This window comes from Stenotrophomonas sp. S41, from assembly GCF_016624625.1.
Classification (GTDB): domain Bacteria; phylum Pseudomonadota; class Gammaproteobacteria; order Xanthomonadales; family Xanthomonadaceae; genus Stenotrophomonas.
On the sequence record NZ_JACVTV010000005.1, the window covers coordinates 60,677 to 82,777 of the forward strand.

Consider the following 22,101-nt stretch of genomic DNA (forward strand, 5'->3'; position numbering starts at 1 on the left):
GGGCGCAGATGATCACACGACGTAATTTCCTGGCCGGTGGCGCTGCAGCCCTGGCCACGCCGATGCTCGCGGCCTGTGGCCGCGGGCCGGCCGCTGGCGTGGACGGCGGCACCCTGCTGACCGCCACCGACGTGCACGTGGCCGACTACCCCACCGTCACCGCGGTGAAGTGGATCGGCGAGACGCTGGAACGCGAGACCAACGGCCGCCTGCGGCTGCGCCAGTACCACTCGGGCCAGCTTGGCCGCGAGTCGGAAGCGATCGACATGGCCCGCTTCGGTGCCATCGACATCACCCGCGTCTACGCCGGTGCGCTGAACAACGCCTTCCCGCTGACCCAGGCGCTGTGCCTGCCCTACGTGTTCAAGTCGGTGGCGCACCAGCGCGCCGCACTGGACGACGGCGTGGCCGAGGCCGTGCTGCGTGGCTTCGAAAGCCGCGACCTGGTCGGCCTGGCGATCTACGATTCCGGTGCGCGCTGCTTCTACAACACCAAGCATCCGATCGTTTCGCCGAAGGACCTGCATGGCCTGAAGCTGCGCGTGGCCTCCTCGGACATCTTCATCCAGCTGATGCGCCTGCTCGGTGCCAACCCCACGCCGATGTCGCTGGGCGATACGTTCTCCGGCATGGAAACGCACATGATCGATGGTGCCGAGAACAACATGCGCAGCTTCCACTCCAGCCGTCATTTCGAGGCCGCGCACTACTGGTCGCAGAGCGATCACTCCTACGCGCCGGATGTGCTGCTGATGTCGCGCGCCAGCTTCGAACGCCTTTCGCCGGATGACCGCCAGCTGCTGCTGCACACCGCGCGTGCTTCGGTGGGCGTGATGCGCGAACAGTGGGATGCATCGGAAAGCATTGCGCGCCGCGCGGTGCTCGACTTCGGGGTGAAAGCCAACGAAGTGGACATGCCCGCCTTCCGCGCCGCGGCCCAGCCGCTGCTGAAGGAGTACCTGCAACAGCCGGACATCGCCGCGCTGGTCGACCGCATCCGCGCTGCCTGAGGAACCTGCCATGACCGAGACCTTGTCGCCCGCCGCCGGGCCGGGACAGCGCCTGCTGGACCGCATCGCCGACATCGCCATCTACTGCGCCGTCGCCGCCCTGCTCGGGCTGGTGGTGGTGCAGGGCTGGCAGGTGTTCGCCCGCTACGTCATCAACGATTCGCCCAGCTGGACCGAGCCGGTCACCCTGCTGCTGCTGGCCACGGCGATGAGCCTGGGTGCGGCCTGTGGCGTGCACACCAACCGCCACTTCGGCTTCTTCCTGCTGCACGCCTACATGGGCCCCGGCCTGCGCCGCGCGGTGGACGTGCTGGTGCAGCTGGTGGTGGCGGTGCTGGGCGGCTTCATCGCCTTCTGGTCGGCCGACCTGCTGCTGGACGGGATGGACATCAAGACCGCCGGTGCCAACCTGCCGCAGAGCATCAACTACCTGCCGCTGGCGGTGGGTGGTGCGCTGATGGTGCTGTTCGCACTCAACCGTGCGTGGAAAGCGCTGCAGGCCAGCGACGCTGGCAGCGACGACGCTGAAGGAGATCGTTGACCCATGGGCATCACCATCCTGTTCGCCGTATTCGCCGTGCTGCTGCTGCTCGGCGTGCCGGTGGCCTACGCACTGGCCGCGGCCGCGCTGGCCACCCTGCTCTATCTGGACATCCCCAGCATCGTGCTGGTGCAGCAGATCTCGGCCGGCACCGGCTCGGCCTCGCTGATCGCCATTCCACTGTTCATCTTCGCCGGTGAAATCATGATGCGCGGCGGCATCTCCGAGCGCCTGATCGCACTGGCGTCTTCGCTGGTCGGCCGCATGCGCGGTGGCCTCGGCCAGGTGTCGATCCTGTCGTCGCTGTTCTTCGGCGGCGTGTCCGGTTCGGCCATCGCCGATGTCTCGGCGGTCGGCGGCACGATGATCCCGCAGATGGTCAAGCGCGGCTACGACCGCGATTTCGCGGTGAACGTCAGCATCACCGCCGCGCTGGTGGCGCTGCTGGTGCCGCCCTCGCACAACCTGATCCTGTTCTCGGCCGCGGCCGGTGGTGGCCTGTCCATCGCGGATCTGTTCGCCGCAGGCATCGTGCCGGCACTGCTGATGACCGTCGCCCTGATGCTGACCGGCTACGCCGTGGCACGCCGCCGCGGCTATGGCGTGGAAATCTTCCCGGGCTGGCGCGCGGTGCTGCTGCGCGTGATCTCCGCCCTGCCCGGCCTGGGCCTGGTGGCGCTGATCTTCGTCGGTATCCGTGCCGGCATCTTCACCGCCGTGGAGAGCGCGGCCATCGCCGTGGTCTACGCCCTGCTGGTGACCACCGTGCTGTATCGCCAGCTGCGCTGGCGCGAATTCTTCGACACGGTCATCCATGCCGCGCGCAGCACCGGTGTCATCCTGTTCGTCATCGCCACCGCTGCGGTGTTCGGCTGGCTGCTCGCCTACCTGCAGGTGCCGACCGCTGCGGTGGACTTCCTGCAGTCGTTCGCGCACAGCCAGTTCATGGTGCTGCTGATGATCGTGGTGATGCTGCTGCTGCTGGGCACCTTCATGGACCTGGCGCCGATGATCCTGATCTGCACGCCGATCTTCCTGCCGGTGGCCAAGGCCTATGGCATCGATCCGATCCACTTCGGCCTGGTGCTGGTACTGACCGGTGGCCTCGGCCTGGTGACGCCGCCAGTGGGCTCGGTGCTGTTCATCGGTACGTCGATCGGCAAGATCACTGTCGGCCAGAGCATGCGCACCATCTGGCCGTTCTGGTTCGCCGCGCTGGCGGTGCTGCTGATCGTCACCTTCTTCCCGCAGCTGTCGCTGTGGCTGCCGGCCGCGTTGCGCGCATGATCCGGCGCCGCGCGCTGCCGCTGCTGCTGGGTGTGGGCATGGCCGCCACGGCGGCCCATGCCGCGCCGCCGGCGGCAACGTCTGCCATCCCGGTGGGCAGCTTCAACGACGGGGTAAACCACTGGCGCAGCGGCCATGCGGACGCTTACGCGCGGTTGGAACCGCAGCAGTACCGGGAAATCGCCGACAACCTGCTGTTGCTGCAACGCCGCTCCGGCGGCTGGCCGGTCAACCAGGACCCGCTGCGGGTGCTGGACGCCGACGCGCGCGCGGCGGCCCGCGCGGCCCAGGATGAGCCCGGCGGCAGCTTCGACAACCGCACCACCTATACCCAGGTCGATTACCTCGCCGAAGCCTTCGCCCGCAGCAACGACCGCCGCTATCGCGATGCCGCACTGCGCGGGTTGGATTTCATCCTCGACCAGCAGATCCGCAGTTGTGGCGGCTGGCCACATTCGGTGCCGGCGCGCACCGATTACCACGACCGCATCACCTTCGCCGACGACGTCACCAGCGGCGTGCTGACCACCCTGCGCCAGGTGCAGGACGCACCGCGCTTCGCTTTCGTCGACGCCGCGCGCCGCGCGCGGGTGGCCGCGGCGGTGCAGCGCGGCGATGCCTGCCTGCTGCGCCTGCAGGTACGCCAGCACGGCCAGCCGACGCTCTGGGCCGGCCAGTACGATGCCACCACGCTGCAGCCGGCGCCCGGACGCAGATTCGAACTGGCCGCGCTGGTGACCGACGAAAGCGTGGGCGTGGTGCGCTACCTGATGTCCATCCCCGATCCGTCGCCGCAGACGGTGCAGGCCATCGAGGGCGCGCTGGCGTGGTTCCAGGCCAACGCCCTGCACGGCCTGCGCCTGCAGACCGTCGACGCACCGGCCGAACAGTTCGCCCACCACCGCAGCACCGTGGATCGCCGCCTGCTGGCCGACCCGGCCGCACCGCTGCTGTGGGGCCGCTTCCACGACCTGGCCGACAGCAGCGTGGTGCTGGCCAACCGACAGGGCGAACGCCTGCAGACCTATGAACAGGTCGGCCGCGAGCGCCGCACCGGCTACCACTGGTATGGCACCTGGCCGCAGGCCCTGCTCGACCGCGACGCGCCCGCCTGGCGCGCCCGCATTGGCCGCCCTGCCCCCTGACTTTGACACTGCACCCGCACCACGGAGGAACCCGATGCTGTCGCGCACCGCTCTGAAGTCCCTGCTTGCCGCTACCCTGCTGCTGGCCGTGCCCGCCCTCGCGCAAGCGCAGGCGCAGGCACCCGCCACGTCGTGGAAGCGTGGCATCGAGAACCAGCGCCAGGCCGACCTCGGCGACGGCACCTTCCTCAACCCGGTGTTCGCCGGTGACCGCCCCGATCCGTCGGTGCTGAAGGACGGCCAGGACTACTACCTCACCCTGTCCTCGTTCGATGCCTACCCCGGCCTGCCGATCTGGCATTCGCGCGACCTGGTGAACTGGCAGCCGCTGGGCCATGCGATCACGAAGAACGTGGGCGCGATCTGGGCGCCGGACATCGTCAAGCACGAGGGCCGCTACTACATCTATTTCCCGGCCCGCACCGGCGACAGCCGCAGCAACTTCGTGGTCTGGGCCGACAGCATCAAGGGGCCGTGGAGCGAGCCGATCGACATCGGCCTGGGCGGCTACATCGACCCCGGCCATGCCGTGGGCGAGGATGGCAAGCGCTACCTGTTCCTCAGTGGCGGCGACTACGTGCAGCTGGCCGACGACGGTCTGAGCGTGGTCGGTACGCCGAAGCACGTCTACGACGGCTGGAAGTACCCGCAGAGCTGGGACGTGGAGGCCTATGCGCAGGAAGGCCCGAAGATCCACTTCCGCGATGGCTGGTACTACATGACCACCGCCGTGGGCGGCACCGCCGGCCCGCCGACCGGGCACATGGTGATCACCGCGCGCTCGCGCTCGATCCATGGGCCGTGGGTGAACGCGCCCAACAACCCGATCATGCGCACCCAGTCGGCCGCCGAACCCTGGTGGTCGCGCGGCCATGCCACGGTGATCGAAGGCACCGACGGGCGCTGGTGGATGATGTACCACGGCTACGAGAACGGGTACTGGACGCTGGGCCGGCAGGCCCTGCTGGAGCCGATCGAGTGGACCGCCGATGGCTGGTTCGTGGCCAAGGGCGGCGACCTCGGCCAGCCACTGCGCAAGCCCTCCGGTGAATCGGTGGGCACGCATGGCATGGCCCTGTCCGACGACTTCCGCGGCAAGGCGCTCGGCCCGCAGTGGTCGTTCTTCAACCCGGCCCAGGACGAGTACCGGCGGCTGGGCTTCAGCGGCCAGGGGCTGGTGCTGCAGGGCAAGGGCGAGACCCCGCGCGACAGCTCGCCGCTGACCGCCATCGCCGGCGACAAGGCCTACCAGTTCGAGGTGGAGATGGACATCGCCCCGGGCGCGGTGGGCGGCGCCCTGCTGTTCTACAGCGACCGCCTGTACGTGGGCGTGGGCAGCAACGGCGAGAAGTTCATCATGCACCGCTACGGCGAGGAGCGCCCCACCCGCTTGGCGGCCAGCGCAAAGGGCGGCAAGCTGTGGCTGCGGGTGACCAACAACCGCCACATCGTGACGATCCACTCCAGCACCGATGGCCAGCGCTGGGAGAAGTACCCGGTTCAGATGGAAGTGTCCGGTTACCATCACAATGTGGCTGGCAAGTTCCTGGCACTGAAACCGGCGCTGTATGCGGCCGGCGACGGTGCGGTAACCTTCCGCAGCTTCCGCTATCGCGCGCTGGACTGAGCGCGCGCTGGAATCCCCAGACTTACCGGGTTCACTACATGTCAGTGCGCAACAAGAACGATGCCGCCACGCCGGCATTGGCGAAGGGCAAGGCCGCCACGATCAACGACATCGCGCGACTGTCGGGAGTATCGAAGAAAACGGTTTCACGGATCATCAACAACTCGCCCCTGGTGCGCAAGGACACGCGCGACAAGGTCGAGGCGCTGATGCGCGAGGTCGGCTATACGCCCGATCCGCTGGCCCGTGGCCTGGCCTTCCGCCGCTCCTTCCTGATCGGCATGGTCTACGACAACCCGACCGCCCAGTACATCGTGGACATGCAGTACGGCGCCCTGGACGCGCTGCGCGGTTCCAGCTTCGAACTGGTCGTGCACCCCTGCGACAGCCGCAGCCCGGGCTACATCGACGGCGTGCGCCGCTTCGTGCAGCAGCAGAAGCTGCACGGGGTGATCCTGGTGCCGCGTGCCTCCGAAGACCAGGCGCTGGCCGACATGCTGGACGAGATCGGCTGCCGCTTCACCCGCGTGGCCGCGCTGCCGCTGGATGAAACCTCGCAGATGGTGGTCACCCACGACCGCGACGGTGCGGCCGAAGCGGCTGATTACCTGCTTTCGCTGGGCCACCGCGAGATCGCCCTGGTGACCGGCCCCAGCGCCTATCGTTCGGCGCACGAACGCACCGCCGGCTTCATCGACGCGCTGGCCCAGCGCGGCATCGAGCTGCCGAAGGACCGCATCATCGAGGCCGGCTACACCTTCGAATCGGGCGTGGCCGCCGCCGAGAAGCTGCTGCTGGGCAAGCGCCGGCCGACCGCCATCTTCACCGGCAACGATGAAATGGCCGCCGGCATCTACAAGGTGGCGCTGCGTGCGGGCATCAACATCCCGCGCCAGCTGTCCATCGTCGGCTACGACGACAGCCCGCTGGCCTCGCGCCTGTGGCCGTCGCTGACCTCGGTGCGCCGCCATACCCGCGACACCGGCCGCACCGCCGCGGCGATGCTGATCCAGCCCGACAGCCAGGCCGCGCTGCAGATCGCCAGCGTGCGCCCGCACCTGATCGTCCGCGACTCCTGCCAGCCGCCGGAGGATTGATGCCTGCGGCATCAGTCCTGTAGGTCGCGACCGTTGGTCGCGACACCTTAGGGCCTCAATCCGGTAGGTCACGACCGTTGGTCGTGACACTTCGCCTGCCTGCCCCCCAACCACCCCACCCCACCCGGCCAGCCCCGCTATCGTGCGGCGCAAAATGACACCGGTTACCAACGTCGCTAGAATCGACCACGAACCGCGCCGGGGCCGAACCCTTCGGCCCGCCCCCTGCTCTGGAGAAGCCATGTACTGCAAGACCCACTACGCCACCCATCCCGACGCCATCAAGGGCGCCAGCAACGACCAGCTGCGCGAGCTGTACCTGCTCGACGGCCTGTTCAATGCCGGCCAGGTGACCCTGAAGTACACCCACTACGAGCGCTTCGTGCTCGGCGGCGCGGCCCCGGTCGATGCCCCGCTGGCCCTGCCGGCACAGACCGAACCGGCCTCGGCCGCTGGCCACCCGTTCCTGGAGCGCCGCGAGCTGGGCGTGATCAACGTCGGCAGCGGCACCGGTACGGTCACCGTCGACGGCACCGTCTACACGCTGGGGCCGAAGGACGGCCTGTACGTGGCGATGGGCAGCAAGGACGTCGTGTTCGCTTCGCAGGACGCCGCCAATCCGGCGCAGTTCTACCTGGCCTCGACCCCGGCCCATGCGCGCTTCGAAACCAAGCAGCTGTCGATCAAGGATGCCGTGGCGCTGGACCGCGGCGCGCTGGAAACCAGCAACGAGCGCACCATCTACCAGTACATCGTGCCGGCCACCTGCCAGTCCTCGCAGCTGCTGCTGGGCCTGACCGTGCTCAAGCCGGGCAGCGTCTGGAACACCATGCCGCCGCACCTGCACGACCGCCGCAGCGAAATCTATTTCTACTTCGACCTGGGCGCCAACGACCGCGTCTACCACTTCATGGGCGAACCGGACGCGCAGCGCCACATCGTCATGCAGAACAACGAAGCCGTGGTGTCGCCGCCGTGGTCGATCCACATGGGTGCCGGTACCAGCAACTACGCCTTCATCTGGGCGATGGGTGGCGAGAACCTGGATTACACCGACATGCACGTGCTGGACATCTGCCAGCTCAAGTAAGCCCTGCCCGGCCGCCGCGCACTGTGTGCCGGCGGCCGTCGCCGCACTCCCCGCTCGCCTCTACCAAGGAACGCATACGCAATGGCCAATCCCTTCAGCCTGGAAGGCAAAGTCGCTCTGGTAACCGGTGGTAATACCGGCCTGGGCCAGGGCATCGCCGTGGCACTGGCTGCCGCTGGCGCCGACGTCGCCGTGGCCGGAATCGCCCCGCCCACCGAGACCATCGAAAAGATCACCGCGCTGGGCCGCCGCTGCCTGGCCATCGAAGCCAACCTGATCAGCATCGAGCCGGTGGCGCGCGTGGTGCGCGAAACCATCGAAGGCCTGGGCGGGCTGGACATCCTGGTCAACAACGCCGGCCTGATCCGCCGCGCCGATGCGGTGGATTTCAGCGAGCAGGACTGGGATGACGTGATGAACGTCAACATCAAGTCTGCGTTCTTCATCTCGCAGGCGGCCGGCCGCCACTTCATCGAACAGGGCCACGGCAAGATCATCAACATCGCCTCGATGCTGTCGTTCCAGGGCGGCGTCCGCGTGCCGTCGTACACCGCCAGCAAGAGCGGCATCGCCGGTATCACCCGTCTGCTGGCCAACGAGTGGGCGGGCAAGGGCGTGAACATCAATGCCATCGCGCCGGGCTACATGGCCACCGACAACACGGCCGCCCTGCGTGCCGATGCGGACCGCAACAAGGCGATTCTCGAGCGCATTCCGGCAGGCCGCTGGGGCAACCCGGAAGACCTGGCCGGTGCGGCGGTGTTCCTGGCGTCGTCGGCATCGGATTACATCAACGGTGCCGTGCTGCCGGTCGATGGTGGCTGGCTGGCGCGCTGAGGCGCACCGGTCTGTAGCGCCGAGCCCATGCTCGGCTGTCGCGCTCTGATCGAAAAACAGCCGAGCATGGCTCGGCTCTACAGGAGTGCCGCGATGCGAAGGCTGTTGCTGCTGTTGCTGCTCTCGTGCACCACCGCGCAGGCGGCGCCGGTGCGGCTGTTCATCGCGGGCGATTCCACCGCCGCCGAGTACGGGCCGGAACGTGCGCCGCAGGCGGGCTGGGGCCAGGCGCTGCAGAGCTACCTGGACCCGGCGCGCTTCGAAGTACACAACCACGCCAAGGGCGGGCGCAGCACGCGCAGCTTCATCGACGAAGGGCGCCTGGAGGCGATCGCCAGCGAGCTGCGCCGCGGCGACGTGCTGCTGATCCAGTTCGGTCACAACGACGCGAAGTTCGAAGACCGCACGCGTTATACCGATCCGGACACCGACTACCCGCGTTTGCTGATGCGCTATGTGCAGGTGGCGCGCGACAAGGCCGCCACGCCGGTGCTGGTCACGCCGGTGGCGCGGCTGCTGTACGACTTCGGTTCACTGCTGGATACGCACGCGCGCTACACGCTGGCGATGCAGCAGCTGGCGGCGCGCGAGCACGTCGCGCTGATCGAGCTCAACGACCGCAGCACGCGCTGGATCCGTGCACTGGGCGAGCAGGGCGCACGTCCGTACTTCCTGTTCGTGCCCGAGCAGAACAAGGCCGACGGCACTCATTTCAGCGTGGCCGGTGCCAATGCGGTGGCCTGCCTGGTGCTGCGCGAGGCGGTGCCGCTGCTGCCGGCGCTGCAACCGGCGCTGGTGCGTGACATCGACTGCGATGTGATGGGCGCAGGGCAGGGCGCCGATGCGCAGCGACCCTCGCAGGTGCTGCATGAAGACACGGTTGCACGCATGCAGCCGGGCCCGCATGGCGGCGCCGGGCCGACCACCGTGTACCCGTTCTTCGCCGATGCGACGGACCTGCCGTTCGTGCTGCGCAAGCGCGTGCTGCACAAGGGCGCCGGCATCGGCCTGCACCCGCAGCACAAGGATGAGATCTATTACATCGTGAGCGGGCAGGGCAGCTACGTGCTGGATGGCAAGCAGCACGACGTGCGCGCGGGCCACGCGCTGCTGACCCGCACGGGCAGCACGCATGCGCTGCAGCAGGTGGGTGAGGAGGATCTGGTGGTGCTGCTGGCGTACCCGCGGTGATCCTGTAGAGCCGAGCCTGCGCTCGGCTGCTTCGGTCGATGCGGCCGCCGCGCTCGGCAAAAATGGATGGATGCACTAAGAGTCGATGACAAGGAATTCATCGGCTCGCTGCAGCATTTCCCTGATGACATCCTCTTCATCGAACTTCTGAAAAAGCGGAAGCTCGTCGTACTGGCCAAATTTGTCGGCCGCAATGAAGTGCCCGCGGAATACAACCATCCTCACTTCAGGTCGCGATGCAGCGACCTGTTTTCTAGCAGGCGCCCACGATGAGGATTCATCACTGAACGGCAGGTTGCCGATACGCGGCCATCTACCCGTCTTCAGAGCATCCTGAAAAAGGAATACGTCCAGCACGCTGCCCACAGTGGGTATCTGCGCGATGGAAAGAATGCGTGCTTTGGAGATGACAGGGAGAATACCGACATCCACATCCTGATATGCCCGGATGTAGCCGAAGCTCTGCTGCTCGGCATCCAATGGAACTGCAAAGATGTCTCCAGCGGCGACACGTACGCGCTTCCTGGACTTCGTTTCAACTCTCGTTTGCATTAGCGAGCTATCTCTGATGGCCGACCTTCAAGCCAGAGCGAAGGTCATGCACCGACAACGATCATTCGAGCGTTGTCGCTCCGAGGCTTCCATGTGCCAAGGGCATCGGATCGAACGGGACAGCACGCAACATTGCTACGGTCCAAGACTGAGATTCAAGGCCAATTGCGACATCGCATCAAACCAGACGTGCCTAGTGTGGCCAGTCAGGTTATCAACGGCTCCGGGCCGAAATGCTTCAGCCCCAGCCGCGCCAGGTCTTCCGGCCGCTCGAAATAGGCTTCGTCGAAGGCGTGCAGGGCGGCCTGCTCATCCTCGGTCATCGCGCCGTACAGGTCGTGCAGCTGTTTGATCGCCGGGTCGTCCTCCAGCCGGTCCAGCAGCCCGCGCATGCCCGCCAGGATCGCGTGGGTCTGCACCGCGCCCATCGCCTGCAGCGCACGCAGCGCCAGCTGGCAGGTCGGGTCGCCCCAGTTGCACAGGAACTGCATGAAGCCGCCGTTGTTGATGTCCGCTTCCATGCGCCACAGCGCCAACAGCTGCTGGTCTTCGTCGGACAGCGCATCCAGCGTCCACGCAGCTGCCTTCAGGCGCGCCAGCGCGGCCTCGTAGCGGTCATCCCACACCTGGTTGGGGATATCGACCACGCCTGTCTCGCTAGGCGGCAGCAGCGCCGGCCAGTTCACGCCCAGGCCGTTGGCGGTGGCAACCCAGTGCGCGCGCTGTTCGGCCGAGGCTTCAAACAGCGCGGGCGTCCAGCGCAGTGGCTGGCGGGTGCGGCGGCCATCGGCCAGGGTCAGCAGGATGAAGTCGTCGTTGAAGGCGACGTCGGTTACGCGCAGGCCGGCAAATTCTTCAGTCATGCCGTGGAGGATACCCGCGCGGCAGCGCGCCTCACACGTCGCCGCCGTCCGCCCAACCCTCACCCGTACCGGCCTGGAACACGTGGTCGTCGGCCTGCACGTCACCGGCCGGCAGGTGCGCCTGGTCGGCCAGTGCGGCGTAGATCGGGGTGAAGTCCGGCGACGTCGCCTGCATCAGCTGCTCGAAGCTGTCGATGACGAAGTAGGTCTTCTGGAAGGTGTCGATGCGGTACTTCGTGCGCATGATCCGCTGCAGGTCGAAGCCGATGCGGTTGGGCGCGGCCGATTCCAGCGAGTACAGCGATTCGCCCTTGGACGAGACGATGCCGGCGCCGTAGATGCGCAGGCCGTCGGCGGTGTCGATCAGGCCGAACTCCACCGTGTACCAGTACAGGCGGGTCAGGTTCTGCAGCGCGTCCGGGCCGATCGCGTGGGCTTTGACGCCGCCGCGGCCGTAGGCCTCCATGAAGTCGGCGAACACCGGGTTCATCAGCAGCGGCACATGGCCGAACAGGTCATGGAACAGGTCCGGTTCGGCGATGTAGTCGATCTGGTCCGGGCGGCGGATCCACCAGGTCACCGGGAAGCGGCGGTTGGCCAGGTGGTCGAAGAAATCCAGTTCCGGCAGCAGGCCTTCCACGCCCACCAGGGTCCAGCCGGTGGCCGCGCCCAGCACTTCGTTGAGCTGGTCGAAGCGCGGGATCATGTGCGCGTTCATGCCCATCTCGTCCTGCGCGTCCAGAAACTCCTGGCAGGCGCGGCCGACCAGCAGCTCGCGCTGGCGCTGGTACAGCCTGCTCCAGGTGGCGTGGTCGTCGGCGGTATAGGTCTCCCACGGTTGCTCGACGAGCGCGGTGGTGTACACCGGCACGTAGCCCTTGTCGGTCTGCTGGTGTTCGACACGGCGCGGCTGGGCGAGGTCCATCGGGCACTCCTTGAAGGGATACCGGTGATGCTAGGGCAGGGCGCGCGCAACAGGGTTGCAAAAGTTGCGCGTAACAGGCCTCGTGGCGCAATATCCTTGCGTACTCACCGTGTTGCGGAGCAGCAATGGCCGGAGAAGTCCAGTTCGATCGCACGGATATACGCCTGTTGGCCGAGATCCAGCGTGATGGTCGCGCCACCAACGCGGAGTTGGCGACGCGGGTGAACCTGTCGCCGTCGGCCTGCCTGCGCCGCCTGCAGCGGCTGGAAAGCGAAGGGGTGATCGTCGGCTACGGCGCGCGCCTGGAGCCGCGCCAGCTGCGCCTGGGCCTGCAGGCCTTCGTCCGCGTGCAGCTGGAAAAGCACGACCAGGCCGCCATCGGCCACTTCGTGGACAGCGTCCAAGGCTGGGATGAGGTGGTGGCCTGCCATGCCCTGACCGGCGACATGGACTACCTGCTGCACGTCTACGTGCGCGACCTTGAACACTTCTCGCGCTTCCTGCTGGACAGGCTGCTCAACGCCGGCGGCGTGGCCGATGCCAATTCCAGCTTCGTGCTGCGCACGGTGAAGGGCTTCCAGGCGCTGCCGCTGTCGCAGCTGGAATGAACGGCCGCCGCGATTTGACGGCGCCGGGCGGGTAGCCGAGCATCACCGCCCTGCGCGCGCCGCAGCGTTCCTTTCCGGTTCCAGGCATGTCCGAACTCCAGCACCCGGTGCTTACCACCACCTTCCTGCCGCTGCAGCGCAAGTCGCTGGCGCGCTACATCGCCCATGGCACGCCGCCGCAGACCGCGCTGGAACAGGCCGGGCTGATGGCCGCGCAGCTGTGCCGCGCGCGCCTGCACACACCCGCGGAAATCGAGCGCCTGCTGCACGAGGCCTGCGCGCTGTTTGCCAGCCATGACGGCGCGGCGGCGCAGCTTGCTGGCGCCGGCGGCGGTGGCCAGCCGGAACTGGATGCCTGGCTGGCCGCGCTGGCCGCCCACGGCGTGCTGCTGGCTCCGGCGGAGATCCTGCAGGACTTCACTGTGCAGTCGCCCAGCGACTACCCCGGCCTGGCCCTGCAGCAGGCCTGCCAGGAAACCCTGGCCGAACATGAGATCCGTTTCCCGGCCGCGTTCGCCAGCGATGATGAGGACGACGACCAGGACGAGGCCGTTGCCAGCGATGCGCGGGCGGTCGAACACCATGGCCTGTACACCTCCGAGCAGGCCCGCGTGCTGCGGGCGATCGCCGCCAACCCGGACGAACTGATCGACCTCGATGGCTACGCTGGTACCGGCAAGGGCCATCTGGTGCTGGCGCTGATGGACGCGCGGCCGGGCCGCTACACCTACATCGCGCCGTCGCGCGGGCAGGTCGAAGCCTTTCGCGCCCGCGTGCCGGCCAGCACGGCGGTGCGCCTGCTGACCCAGATCGAATTCGCCAACCGCGTGGCCCAGCACGCCGCGCGCAGTGGCCAGACCGGCGGTTTCATCGCCAGCTACCGGCGCAGCACCCGCACCCCGCGCGAGATCGCCGGCCGCATCGGCCTGCAGGGCATCGGCGGGCGCAGCCCGGAGCAGGTGCTGCTGACCGCTTTCGAGGCCATCAACCGCTGGTGCGCATCCTCCGCACCGCGCATGGCGTTCCAGCATTTCGATCGTTCGGTGCCGGCCGCGATGCTCGACGTGGCGCCCTATCTGGCCGCAGCGGAGCACGTCTGGCGCAGCATGTTCGATGCCGAGCTGCAGCGCGGTGCATTGCTCAGCCTCAGCCCCGCGCACATCGGCAAATGGCTGGCGCTGCGCGGCGTCACCCCGCCACAGGACATGGGCATGCTGCTGGTGGACGAGGCGCACGACCTGAGCCCGTCATGGAAGCAGCTGCTGGCCGGTCACGCCCCGGGTGTGGTCAGCCTGGGCGATCCGCACCAGTGCCTGTCCGGCACCGTGCCGCGCTGGGCCGCGTCGAAAGTGCTGGAAATGCACCAGTCGGTGCGCCAGGGCAACCAGGTCGATGGCCTGGTCAACCAGGCGCTGGCGCTGGACGGCCTGGGCCAGGACAGCGGTCCGTTCGTCGGTGCCGCCGACCGCGCCACCGGCGTGCTGCACTACCGCGACTGGTCGCAGGTGCCACGCGAAGGCCTGCGCATCCACGGCAACGTCGCCGATCTGGCCCTGGATGCCGCACAGCTGCACGCGCACGGGTTGCGACCCTACCTGCACCCGGCATCGCTGCGCGCGCTGCGCAGCGCGTTGCAGGGGCCGCTGGATGCATGGCGCCGTCGCGACAGCGGGTCGAACCAGACGCAGGAGCGTTTCCTGTCCACACAGGCCGGCGAAGGGCAGGGCGCACTGCAGGCGTTGTTCGCCTCCGCCGACCGCGTGCAGTCACTGCTGCAGGCACTGGATGACCAGGACACGCCCGCCGATGGGCGCGTGGTGCTGTGCCTGGCCGAACACGCGAAGAACCTGCAGTTCGACGTGGTCTCGCTGTCGCCGGGGTGCTTCAGTGCGGGGCAGGGCGCGCGCATCTGGCATAACCCGGTGCGCGCGGTGTACCTGGCATTGACCCGTGCCCGCCGCCAGCTGCACGTGCCGACCGATGGCATGGAACAGCTGCAGCACACCGCGGCGCTGCAGGAACAGGCGCGCCAGGCCCGCAGGCGCGAGCGGCAGCAGGCCAGCGGTTACCGGCCTGCGCGTTAGGACACGATCACGCGCCGCTCAGCAGCGGCGCGCCGGAACATTCAGCACTTTTCCTTGCGACCCACCAGCTTGCCCAGGCGCGAGGGCTCATCGCACTTCGGCACCACCGGTGCGGCCGGTGCCAGCGCAGCGGCGCGTGCCTTCTGCATCTGCTGGATCTTCGCGCGGATCTGCGGCATCGCCGCCATCGCGGCCTTCTCGCCTTCGAGGATGGCGGTGCCACGCTGGCTGAAATCGGCGGCGCCGATGTCCAGCACCTTCGGCCGGATGACGATGTCGGCGCGTGCCAGTTCCTGCTCGCCCAGGCGCTGGCCCATGATCGAGATCGACTGGTTGACGATGCCCAGCATGCCGGTCGGCGCCTTGCCGCTGGCCTTGCTGGAGATGTCCACGGCGATGACGAACTCGGCGCCCAGCTGGCGCGCGGCATCGACCGGCACCGGGCTGACCACGCCACCGTCGATGTAGTTGCGGCCACCGATCTTCACCGGCTCGAACACGCCGGGGATGCTGCTGGACGCGCGCACGGCCTGGCCGACGTTGCCGCGCACGAAGATCGCGCGCTCGCCGGTTTCCAGCTGGGTGGCGACCGCGGCGAACGGCTTCTTCAGCTTCTCGGCCGGGCGGTTGGCCACCTGTTCGTTGACGTAGTCCTGCAGCTTCTGGCCCTGCACCAGGCCGCCGGAGAACAGGCGCACGTCGCGGATGCTGGCTTCATCCAGTGCCACGGCCTTGCTCTGCATCTGGAACGCGTCCATGCCGCTGGCATACAGCGCGCCGACCACGCTGCCGGCGCTGGTGCCCGACACCACCACCGGTTCGAAGCCGTTGGCTTCCAGCATCTTGATCACGCCGATGTGGGCAAAGCCCTTGGCCGCACCACCACCGAGGGCGATGCCGATCTTGATCGGCTTGGCCTGCGGTACCAGGGTCGGCTGCGGCGGCGGAGTGGGGCGGACCTCTTCGCCACCGCAACCGGCCAGCAGGCCGAGCAGGGCGACGGACAGCAGCACGCGGGGGCGGAACAGGCTCATCGGCAATGCGCTCGGGGCGCCGGATTCAGGAAAGGGCGCCAGCATACCGAAGGTGCAAAATCCGTGGGTAGCGCCGGGCCATGCCCGGCGGATGGTTCAGGTGCCGCTGTGCTCGCCGGGCATGGCCCGGCGCTACCGTGCAGGGTCAGAACCGGTTGTCGCCGCCCAGCGTGCGGCCCAGGCCACCCAGGATCGAGCCTTCGCCACGGCTCTGGCCGCCACCCTGCGGCGCGGCCATCCACATGCGCCCGGCCAGGCGCGAGAACGGCAGCGACTGCAGCCAGACCTTGCCCGGTCCGGTCAGGGTGGCCAGGAACACGCCCTCGCCACCGAACAGCATGCTCTTGATGCCGGTGACCCGGCGCACGTCCATTTCCACCGTCGGGTGGTAGGCCACCACGCAGCCGGTATCGACGTCCAGCCGCTCGCCGGCAGCCAATTCGCGCTCGATCACGCAACCGCCGGCATGGATGAAGACCCAGCCGTCGCCTTCCAGCTTCTGCATGACGAAGCCTTCGCCGCCGAACAGCCCGGTCATGATCCTGCGCTGGAACTGCACGCCGATGCGCACGCCGCGCGCGCCGGCCAGGAAGCTGTCCTTCTGGCAGATCAGGCGTCCGCCGTGCTGGTCCAGCTTCATCGGCAGCACCGTGCCGGGGTAGGGCGCGGCGAAGGCGACCTTGCCGCGGCCGGTGCCGGTCTGGGTGTAGACGGTGGCGAACAGGCTTTCGCCGGTCACCACGCGGCGGCCGGCGGCCATCACCTTGCCCATGAAGCCGCTGCTGGCCTGCGAACCGTCGCCGAACACGGTGTCCATCTGCACCGTGGATTCCTTGAACATCAGCGCGCCGGCTTCGGCGATCGCACTTTCACCCGGGTCCAGGCCGATTTCCACGAACTGCATTTCATGGCCGACGATGCGGAAATCGATCGGATCACCGTGACCGCCGCTGCTGCTGACCGTCTCGGTTGCGGCCGGTGCGGCAGCGGGCAGGACCGGCGGTGCAGGGGCGGGTGCGGCAGGCGCCGCCGTTGCCGCAGACCCCTGCAGGACGCTGATTTCGGACACGGGTGTCCACCCTTCCAGGCCTTGGCGCCAGGCCAGCGCGTGCGGGTTGGCCTGCGCAAAATGGCGCGCGGCGTCCTCGTCGAGGGGGCCGATCCGCTCGGCTTGGCCGGCAGCATGGAAGTACCACTGGGTCATCGCAGCAGCTCTCTGGCAAGGGGAAATACCGAGTCTAGCGGCCCGCCGGGTGCCCTGCCGGTGAGGGGCAATGAACGATCGGCATTTGCGACGCAGGTGCTGTATTGCAACAATTATCTGGTAGCGCCGTTTCACCACCCCTCCAAACACAGCCTACCGCCATGTCTCCGACCCGCACTTTCCGTGGCCGCACTCCGGTCGCGCGTCCCCTCGTTGCCGCTCTTTCCGCCCTGCTGCCGCTGGTAGCAGCCGCCCAGGAAACCCCTGCTGCCAAGGATCCGGTTGCCCTCGATGCCCTCCAGGTCACCGCGCAGCGCCGCGTCGAGAACGCCAAGGACGTGCCGGTCGCGATCACCGCGATCCAGGGCGAGAAGCTGGATGTGCTCGGCTCCGCCGGCGACGACATCCGCTTCCTGTCCGCGCGCGTGCCGAGCCTGAACATCGAATCGTCGTACGGCCGTGCCTTCCCGCGCTTCTACATCCGCGGCCTGGGCAACACCGACTTCGATCTCAACGCTTCGCAGCCGGTGTCGCTGGTGTACGACGACGTGGTGCAGGAAAGCCCGCTGCTGAAGGGCTTCCCGCTGTTTGACCTGGCCGGCGTGGAAGTGCTGCGTGGCCCGCAGGGCACGCTGTTCGGCCGCAACACCCCGGCCGGCGTGGTGAAGTTCGATTCGGCCCGTCCGTCGCAGGACGCCGACGGCTACGTGAAGATGTCCTACGGCACGTATGACACCTGGAACGTGCAGGGCGCCTACGGCGGCCCGCTGACCAGCCGCTGGTCGGCGCGCGTGTCGGCGCTGTACCAGCGCCGCGAGAACTACGTCGACAACACCGTCGCCAACGCGCCGAGCTCGGGCTTCGAAGGCTATGACGAGGCCGCTGGCCGCGTGCAGTTCCTGTACGAAGGTGACGACGTCGAAGCGCTGTTCAACCTGCACAAGCGCAAGCTCAACGGCACCGCGCGCCTGTTCCGCGCCAACATCATCCAGCCGGGCAGCAACGCGCTGGTCGAGAACTTCGACCGCGACAAGGTCTCCACCGACGGCCTGAACTTCTCCAACCTGGAAACCTGGGGCGGCAGCGCACGCATCAAGTGGGACCTGGGCCGCGTCACCCTGCACTCGATCACCGGCTATGAAACCGCCGAATCGCTGAACCACGGCGACGTCGATGGCGGTTACGGTGCGGCCTTCCTGGGCGCCGGAAATTCCGGCCCGGGCCTGATTCCGTTCCCGTCCGAATCGGCTGACGGCCTCCCGCACCACCGCCAGTGGACGCAGGAGTTCCGCGTCGAATCCAACGAGTGGGGCCGCTTCGACTGGCAGGCCGGTGTCTTCTACTTCGATGAAGACGTCACCATCGACAGCTTCAACTACGACTCGCTGACCCCGGGCAACCCGCAGACCGGCCACGCCGTGCAGAGCCAGCGCAACAAGGCCTGGGCCGCGTTCGCCTCGGGCGACCTGGACGTGACCGACCGCTTCAAGCTGCGTGCCGGCGTGCGTTACACCCAGGACAAGAAGGACTTCACCGCCAGCGTGCTGCAGGCCGTGCCGGGCGGTACGCCGGTCAGCGGCCCGTACCTGGCCAACAGCGATGTCGACGACGTCAGCTGGGACCTGAGCGGCGTCTACCAGATCACCGACAACATCAACGCCTATGCGCGCGTGGCCAAGGGCTTCCGTGCACCGTCGATCCAGGGCCGCCTGGCCTTCGGCGGCGTCACCCAGGCCGATTCGGAGAAGGTGATCTCGTATGAAGCCGGCATCAAGGCCGACCTGTTCGACCGTCGCGCCCGCCTGGGCTTCAACGTGTTCCGCTACAACGTCGATGGCCAGCAGCTGATCGCGGTGGGTGGCAGCAACAACACCGCCACCCTGCTCAACGCCGACAAGACCATCGGCCAGGGCTTCGAGCTGGACTTCGAGGCGTACCTGACCGACCACGTGCTGATGACCCTGGGCAGCAGCTACAACGACACCGAGATCAAGGACAAGGATCTGGCCGTGGCGATCTGCGGCGGTGGCTGCACCATCACCGACCCGACCACCATCATCAACGGTGGCACCTACGCGCTGGTCAACGGCAACCCGCTGCCGCAGGCGCCGAAGTGGATCCACAACCTGACCCTGCGTGCCGGCTTCCCGGTGAACGATGCCAGCGAGGTCTACGTCTACACCGACTGGGCGTACAAGAGCGCAGTGAACTTCTTCCTGTACGAGTCGCCGGAGTTCCGCAGCCGCAGCTCGCTGGAAGGTGGCCTGCGCGTGGGCTACAACTGGGATTACGGCCAGTACGACGTGGCCGTGTTCGGCCGCAACCTGACCAACCAGACCCGCGTGGTCGGCGCGATCGACTTCAACAACCTGACCGGCTTCCTCAACGAGCCGCGCACGTTCGGCGTCGAGTTCACCGCGAAGTTCTGATGCGGTTGATGGCGTGAAGCAATGAAGAAGGGCCGGCGCAATGCCGGCCCTTTTTTTTGATGCGCGACCATGTCGCAAATGGACATGTCCGCAATGCGGGTAGGGCTTGAAAAGTGTGAGCGGAGGCAAAGATATGTCTCAATTGCCGCGAACTTGAGCCTGGATCGGCGCGCTCGGACAGAACCGCCGTACAACCGTGGCAACCGGAATCTTCCGGGCAACCGGGGTACTGCAATGAAGAGCAGAACGTCGCGGCTGACCGTCGGCTTGGTCATGCTCGTGCTGTCGATGCAGGCATCTGCAGGGTTCAAGGCTGACGCACCGGCAACAACGACGCATCTGGAGGACCAGCGACTGCAGCTGGAGAAGCGAACAGCATCTATCACCGATCAGCGATCATTCGATGCGTATGCAAAGACATTCGGGGATACCGACACTTTTCCCCTGTACAAACTGACGCCTGCATCGCGCGCGCGTTTCACCGCATCGCTGCGGTTCAATGCCCTCGGACTGACTACCTTCGACTACTCCGGTCTTGCACGGGAACTGGGAGCGGCCGATCTCCATCGCGTGCTGAAGCCGTTTGGTTTCCAGCACCTTGTCGCCGCGATGCCAGATGTCAGGGTGAACTCCGAGGAAGATCAGCAGGTGTTGCAGATGCTGAGGGCGGCCAGCAGCCTGCTCTGTAGTTGGGGCGAGAACTGTGAGGCAGACTATCCTGGCTACAAATGCGCCTCCCATGCGACGTGCGAGGAATCGACGACGCACATATGCACGTCCAACTGTTGAATCGCGCCCCTTGCCGCCCGCGTTCCGCCATCGGTGGCCGGCGCTGGGTTGGCGTGCTCCTCGCACTGCTCCTGGCCGCGCCATGCGCGGCCAGTGAGGCATTGGACGAGGGTCACGCGGCCCTGTTGCAGACGATAGATCACCTCTCCGGGCCGACACACCACTGGCGCGAGCGCGCGGCCCGGGTAGACCGTGCTTTCGATACGTACCTGCTACCCCAGCTGGGCGTACTGTCCGAACGCTCCACGCAGGATCTGCGCGTACTGCTGCAGGCGATCCACGCAGCGGCGGTGGCGGTCAAGCATCCTCGCTATTCCACCCTTGCGCTGCGCGTCGGTGCCGAGCTGCGTGCGAGGGGGGAGCTGCAGCCAGCGGACACGCGCGTCGGTGCGATCATTGCCATGTTGACCCGTGATGCCAGGGCATTGTCCCCGACTTCCCCCTGGGGGCCGGCATTCAATGGCCGTCCGCTGCCACAGCTGCCAGACGCCGCGCGGGCGTTCGAATACTGGATGCCAAGCCCGGAGGCGGGTGGCGTCCACACCGCCACGGCGCAGATGGCGGAACTGGACATCATCGTCATTGCCCATCCCGCCTGTGGCTTCACCCGCGCAGCCGCAGATGCGGCATATGCGGATCCCGAGCTGCTGCAGATGCTCTCCGGCGGTCGCACGCTCTGGCTGTCGCCGCAGGATGGAACACTCGATACCGGCATTTTCAGCGACTGGAGCGAGCGCCATTCTGAACTGCCGATCCACATCGTGGCCCGTCAGTCAGACTTCCCTGATATCGGCTATTTGGGAACACCCACGTTCTACATCCTGCGCGACGGCAGCGTCGTCGCGCGGGTAGTAGGCTGGCCGCGCGGTGGCAACAAGGCCGCCCTGCGGCGAGCTCTGGGCGCTGCAGGCATTTCCGCAGTGCCCTGAGCTGAGCGAGATCCTTGTTACAGCGCGCTTTCCGGCCGCACCTTCAGCACCGCTTCCTCGGCCGCGCAATCGCGGCTGGAATGCAGGCCGGCCTTGCGTGCGTCGGCGATCTCCTTGCGTGCCGCCAGCAGATCCTTGTTGAACGCCGCGTTGTCATGCAGGCGGGCAACCGCGGCGGCGCCCATGAAACGCCCTTCGAGGATGTCGCTCTGCCAGTGCACGTTGCACACCAGGCGGCTCTCGCCGTAGTTGCGGCCACGCGCCTGGATGGCGTCGGCGCGGTCCGGCGCGATCTCCGAAAGAATCAGCGCCCACGCCCAACCGATGGAGGTGTGGCCTGACGGATAGGAGCCGTTCCTGCGCAGCCCCGCTTCATCGTCCGGCGTGCAGGTCGGCTCGCCGTTGACCATGAAGGGGCGCGGACGCTGGTACTGGTTCTTGGCGGCCTTGGTGGCCGCGCTGGCATCGATGCGGCTGCGCTCCAGCAGGCGGTACAGGGCGGGGGTCTTCACCGCGTCCACGTCGATGTCGGCGGCGCAGGAGAACTGGTTGGCGCCGGCCGGGAAACCGAGTTCGGCATCGCGGGTCGCCTGGGTGAAGCGCGGCGTGCCACGCAGGGCGCGGGCTTCGCGGCTGACCTGCTCATCCAGCGCGAAGCCGGCCGAACCGGCTGCCGGCGGCGCCGGCACCAGGGCGATGCTGGCCGGCACGGCGGCCTTGTCGAGGTAGCCCACCGCCTTGGTGGTGACGTTGGATTCCACCGCGGTCGGTGCGGTGGCGGTGGACGCGCAACCGGCCAGCGACAGGGCGATGGCCAGGCCGAGCAGGGGGCGGGCGGGGAGGGCAGGCAAAGACATGG

General features: G+C 67.5%; 20 protein-coding genes. 14 read left to right on the plus strand and 6 right to left on the minus strand.

Features of this window, described 5'->3' with window-relative positions:
- Positions 1-8 precede the first annotated feature (8 nt).
- From IAE56_RS02335 to IAE56_RS02375, 9 genes are all read left to right on the plus strand, one after another.
- A complete protein-coding gene (locus tag IAE56_RS02335; RefSeq protein ID WP_200751316.1) occupies positions 9-1,010 on the plus strand; it encodes a TRAP transporter substrate-binding protein in 1,002 nt (333 codons plus the stop codon).
- A gap of 10 nt (positions 1,011-1,020) precedes the next feature.
- The gene (locus tag IAE56_RS02340) at positions 1,021-1,551 is read left to right on the plus strand and encodes a TRAP transporter small permease (RefSeq protein WP_108767193.1); all 531 of its coding nucleotides are present in this window, start codon (positions 1,021-1,023) and stop codon (positions 1,549-1,551) included.
- Positions 1,552-1,554: 3 nt separating this feature from the next.
- Positions 1,555-2,838 (plus strand): TRAP transporter large permease, encoded by a 1,284-nt coding sequence (locus IAE56_RS02345; RefSeq protein ID WP_108767194.1) that lies wholly within the window; start codon positions 1,555-1,557, stop codon positions 2,836-2,838.
- Positions 2,835-3,983 carry a pectate lyase gene (gene pelA, locus IAE56_RS02350; protein WP_200751317.1) on the plus strand — a complete coding sequence of 383 codons (1,149 nt, stop codon included), beginning with the start codon at positions 2,835-2,837 and terminating at the stop codon, positions 3,981-3,983. Before IAE56_RS02345 ends, pelA begins: the two co-directional genes overlap by 4 nt.
- Before the next feature lie 76 nt (positions 3,984-4,059).
- Positions 4,060-5,610 (plus strand): family 43 glycosylhydrolase, encoded by a 1,551-nt coding sequence (locus IAE56_RS02355; RefSeq protein WP_325167157.1) that lies wholly within the window; start codon positions 4,060-4,062, stop codon positions 5,608-5,610.
- A 38-nt stretch (positions 5,611-5,648) separates the two neighbouring features.
- Positions 5,649-6,707: a LacI family DNA-binding transcriptional regulator gene (locus IAE56_RS02360; protein WP_108767196.1), complete on the plus strand. Its 1,059-nt coding sequence runs from the start codon at positions 5,649-5,651 to the stop codon at positions 6,705-6,707.
- Positions 6,708-6,948: 241 nt separating this feature from the next.
- Positions 6,949-7,797 (plus strand): 5-dehydro-4-deoxy-D-glucuronate isomerase, encoded by an 849-nt coding sequence (gene kduI, locus IAE56_RS02365; RefSeq protein ID WP_200751319.1) that lies wholly within the window; start codon positions 6,949-6,951, stop codon positions 7,795-7,797.
- An 81-nt stretch (positions 7,798-7,878) separates the two neighbouring features.
- Positions 7,879-8,634, plus strand: coding sequence for a 2-dehydro-3-deoxy-D-gluconate 5-dehydrogenase KduD (gene kduD / locus IAE56_RS02370; RefSeq protein WP_108745609.1), 756 nt, complete (start codon positions 7,879-7,881; stop codon positions 8,632-8,634).
- 93 nt (positions 8,635-8,727) lie between these two features.
- Positions 8,728-9,825, plus strand: a complete 1,098-nt coding sequence (locus IAE56_RS02375; protein ID WP_200751320.1) for a GDSL-type esterase/lipase family protein — start codon at positions 8,728-8,730, stop codon at positions 9,823-9,825.
- A 75-nt stretch (positions 9,826-9,900) separates the two neighbouring features.
- On the opposite strand, the gene IAE56_RS02380 is transcribed toward IAE56_RS02375, so the two are convergent.
- From IAE56_RS02380 to phhA, 3 genes are all read right to left on the minus strand, one after another.
- A complete protein-coding gene (locus IAE56_RS02380) occupies positions 9,901-10,377 on the minus strand; it encodes an Imm26 family immunity protein (protein ID WP_200751321.1) in 477 nt (158 codons plus the stop codon).
- 206 nt (positions 10,378-10,583) lie between these two features.
- Positions 10,584-11,240: a DUF4375 domain-containing protein gene (locus tag IAE56_RS02385; protein ID WP_200751322.1), complete on the minus strand. Its 657-nt coding sequence runs from the start codon at positions 11,238-11,240 to the stop codon at positions 10,584-10,586.
- A gap of 31 nt (positions 11,241-11,271) precedes the next feature.
- On the minus strand, positions 11,272-12,165 hold the full coding sequence (gene phhA / locus IAE56_RS02390; RefSeq protein WP_200751323.1) for a phenylalanine 4-monooxygenase: 894 nt from the start codon (positions 12,163-12,165) through the stop codon (positions 11,272-11,274).
- A 125-nt stretch (positions 12,166-12,290) separates the two neighbouring features.
- Between phhA and IAE56_RS02395 the strand changes: the two genes are divergently transcribed.
- Both IAE56_RS02395 and IAE56_RS02400 read left to right on the plus strand, forming a co-directional pair.
- Positions 12,291-12,773, plus strand: coding sequence for an Lrp/AsnC family transcriptional regulator (locus IAE56_RS02395; RefSeq protein ID WP_079224542.1), 483 nt, complete (start codon positions 12,291-12,293; stop codon positions 12,771-12,773).
- 86 nt (positions 12,774-12,859) lie between these two features.
- Positions 12,860-14,857 carry a hypothetical protein gene (locus IAE56_RS02400; RefSeq protein WP_200751324.1) on the plus strand — a complete coding sequence of 666 codons (1,998 nt, stop codon included), beginning with the start codon at positions 12,860-12,862 and terminating at the stop codon, positions 14,855-14,857.
- Between the two features lie 41 nt (positions 14,858-14,898).
- Here IAE56_RS02400 and IAE56_RS02405 read toward each other — a convergent pair whose 3' ends face one another.
- Both IAE56_RS02405 and IAE56_RS02410 read right to left on the minus strand, forming a co-directional pair.
- Complete coding sequence (locus tag IAE56_RS02405) at positions 14,899-15,891, minus strand: patatin-like phospholipase family protein (protein WP_200751325.1); 993 nt, start codon at positions 15,889-15,891, stop codon at positions 14,899-14,901.
- Positions 15,892-16,036: 145 nt separating this feature from the next.
- Entirely contained in the window at positions 16,037-17,095 is a 1,059-nt protein-coding gene (locus IAE56_RS02410) for a TIGR00266 family protein (protein ID WP_200751326.1), read from the minus strand.
- A 161-nt stretch (positions 17,096-17,256) separates the two neighbouring features.
- On the opposite strand from IAE56_RS02410, the gene IAE56_RS02415 reads away from it, so the two are divergent.
- The 3 genes from IAE56_RS02415 to IAE56_RS02425 all read left to right on the plus strand — a co-directional run bounded on the left by IAE56_RS02415 (position 17,257) and on the right by IAE56_RS02425 (position 21,242).
- Positions 17,257-19,524 carry a TonB-dependent receptor gene (locus IAE56_RS02415; protein WP_200751327.1) on the plus strand — a complete coding sequence of 756 codons (2,268 nt, stop codon included), beginning with the start codon at positions 17,257-17,259 and terminating at the stop codon, positions 19,522-19,524.
- 234 nt (positions 19,525-19,758) lie between these two features.
- Positions 19,759-20,313 (plus strand): hypothetical protein, encoded by a 555-nt coding sequence (locus tag IAE56_RS02420; protein WP_200751328.1) that lies wholly within the window; start codon positions 19,759-19,761, stop codon positions 20,311-20,313.
- 53 nt (positions 20,314-20,366) lie between these two features.
- Positions 20,367-21,242 carry a hypothetical protein gene (locus IAE56_RS02425; protein ID WP_200751329.1) on the plus strand — a complete coding sequence of 292 codons (876 nt, stop codon included), beginning with the start codon at positions 20,367-20,369 and terminating at the stop codon, positions 21,240-21,242.
- A gap of 17 nt (positions 21,243-21,259) precedes the next feature.
- On the opposite strand, the gene IAE56_RS02430 is transcribed toward IAE56_RS02425, so the two are convergent.
- The gene (locus IAE56_RS02430; protein ID WP_200751330.1) at positions 21,260-22,099 is read right to left on the minus strand and encodes a phosphatase PAP2 family protein; all 840 of its coding nucleotides are present in this window, start codon (positions 22,097-22,099) and stop codon (positions 21,260-21,262) included.
- Positions 22,100-22,101 lie beyond the last annotated feature (2 nt).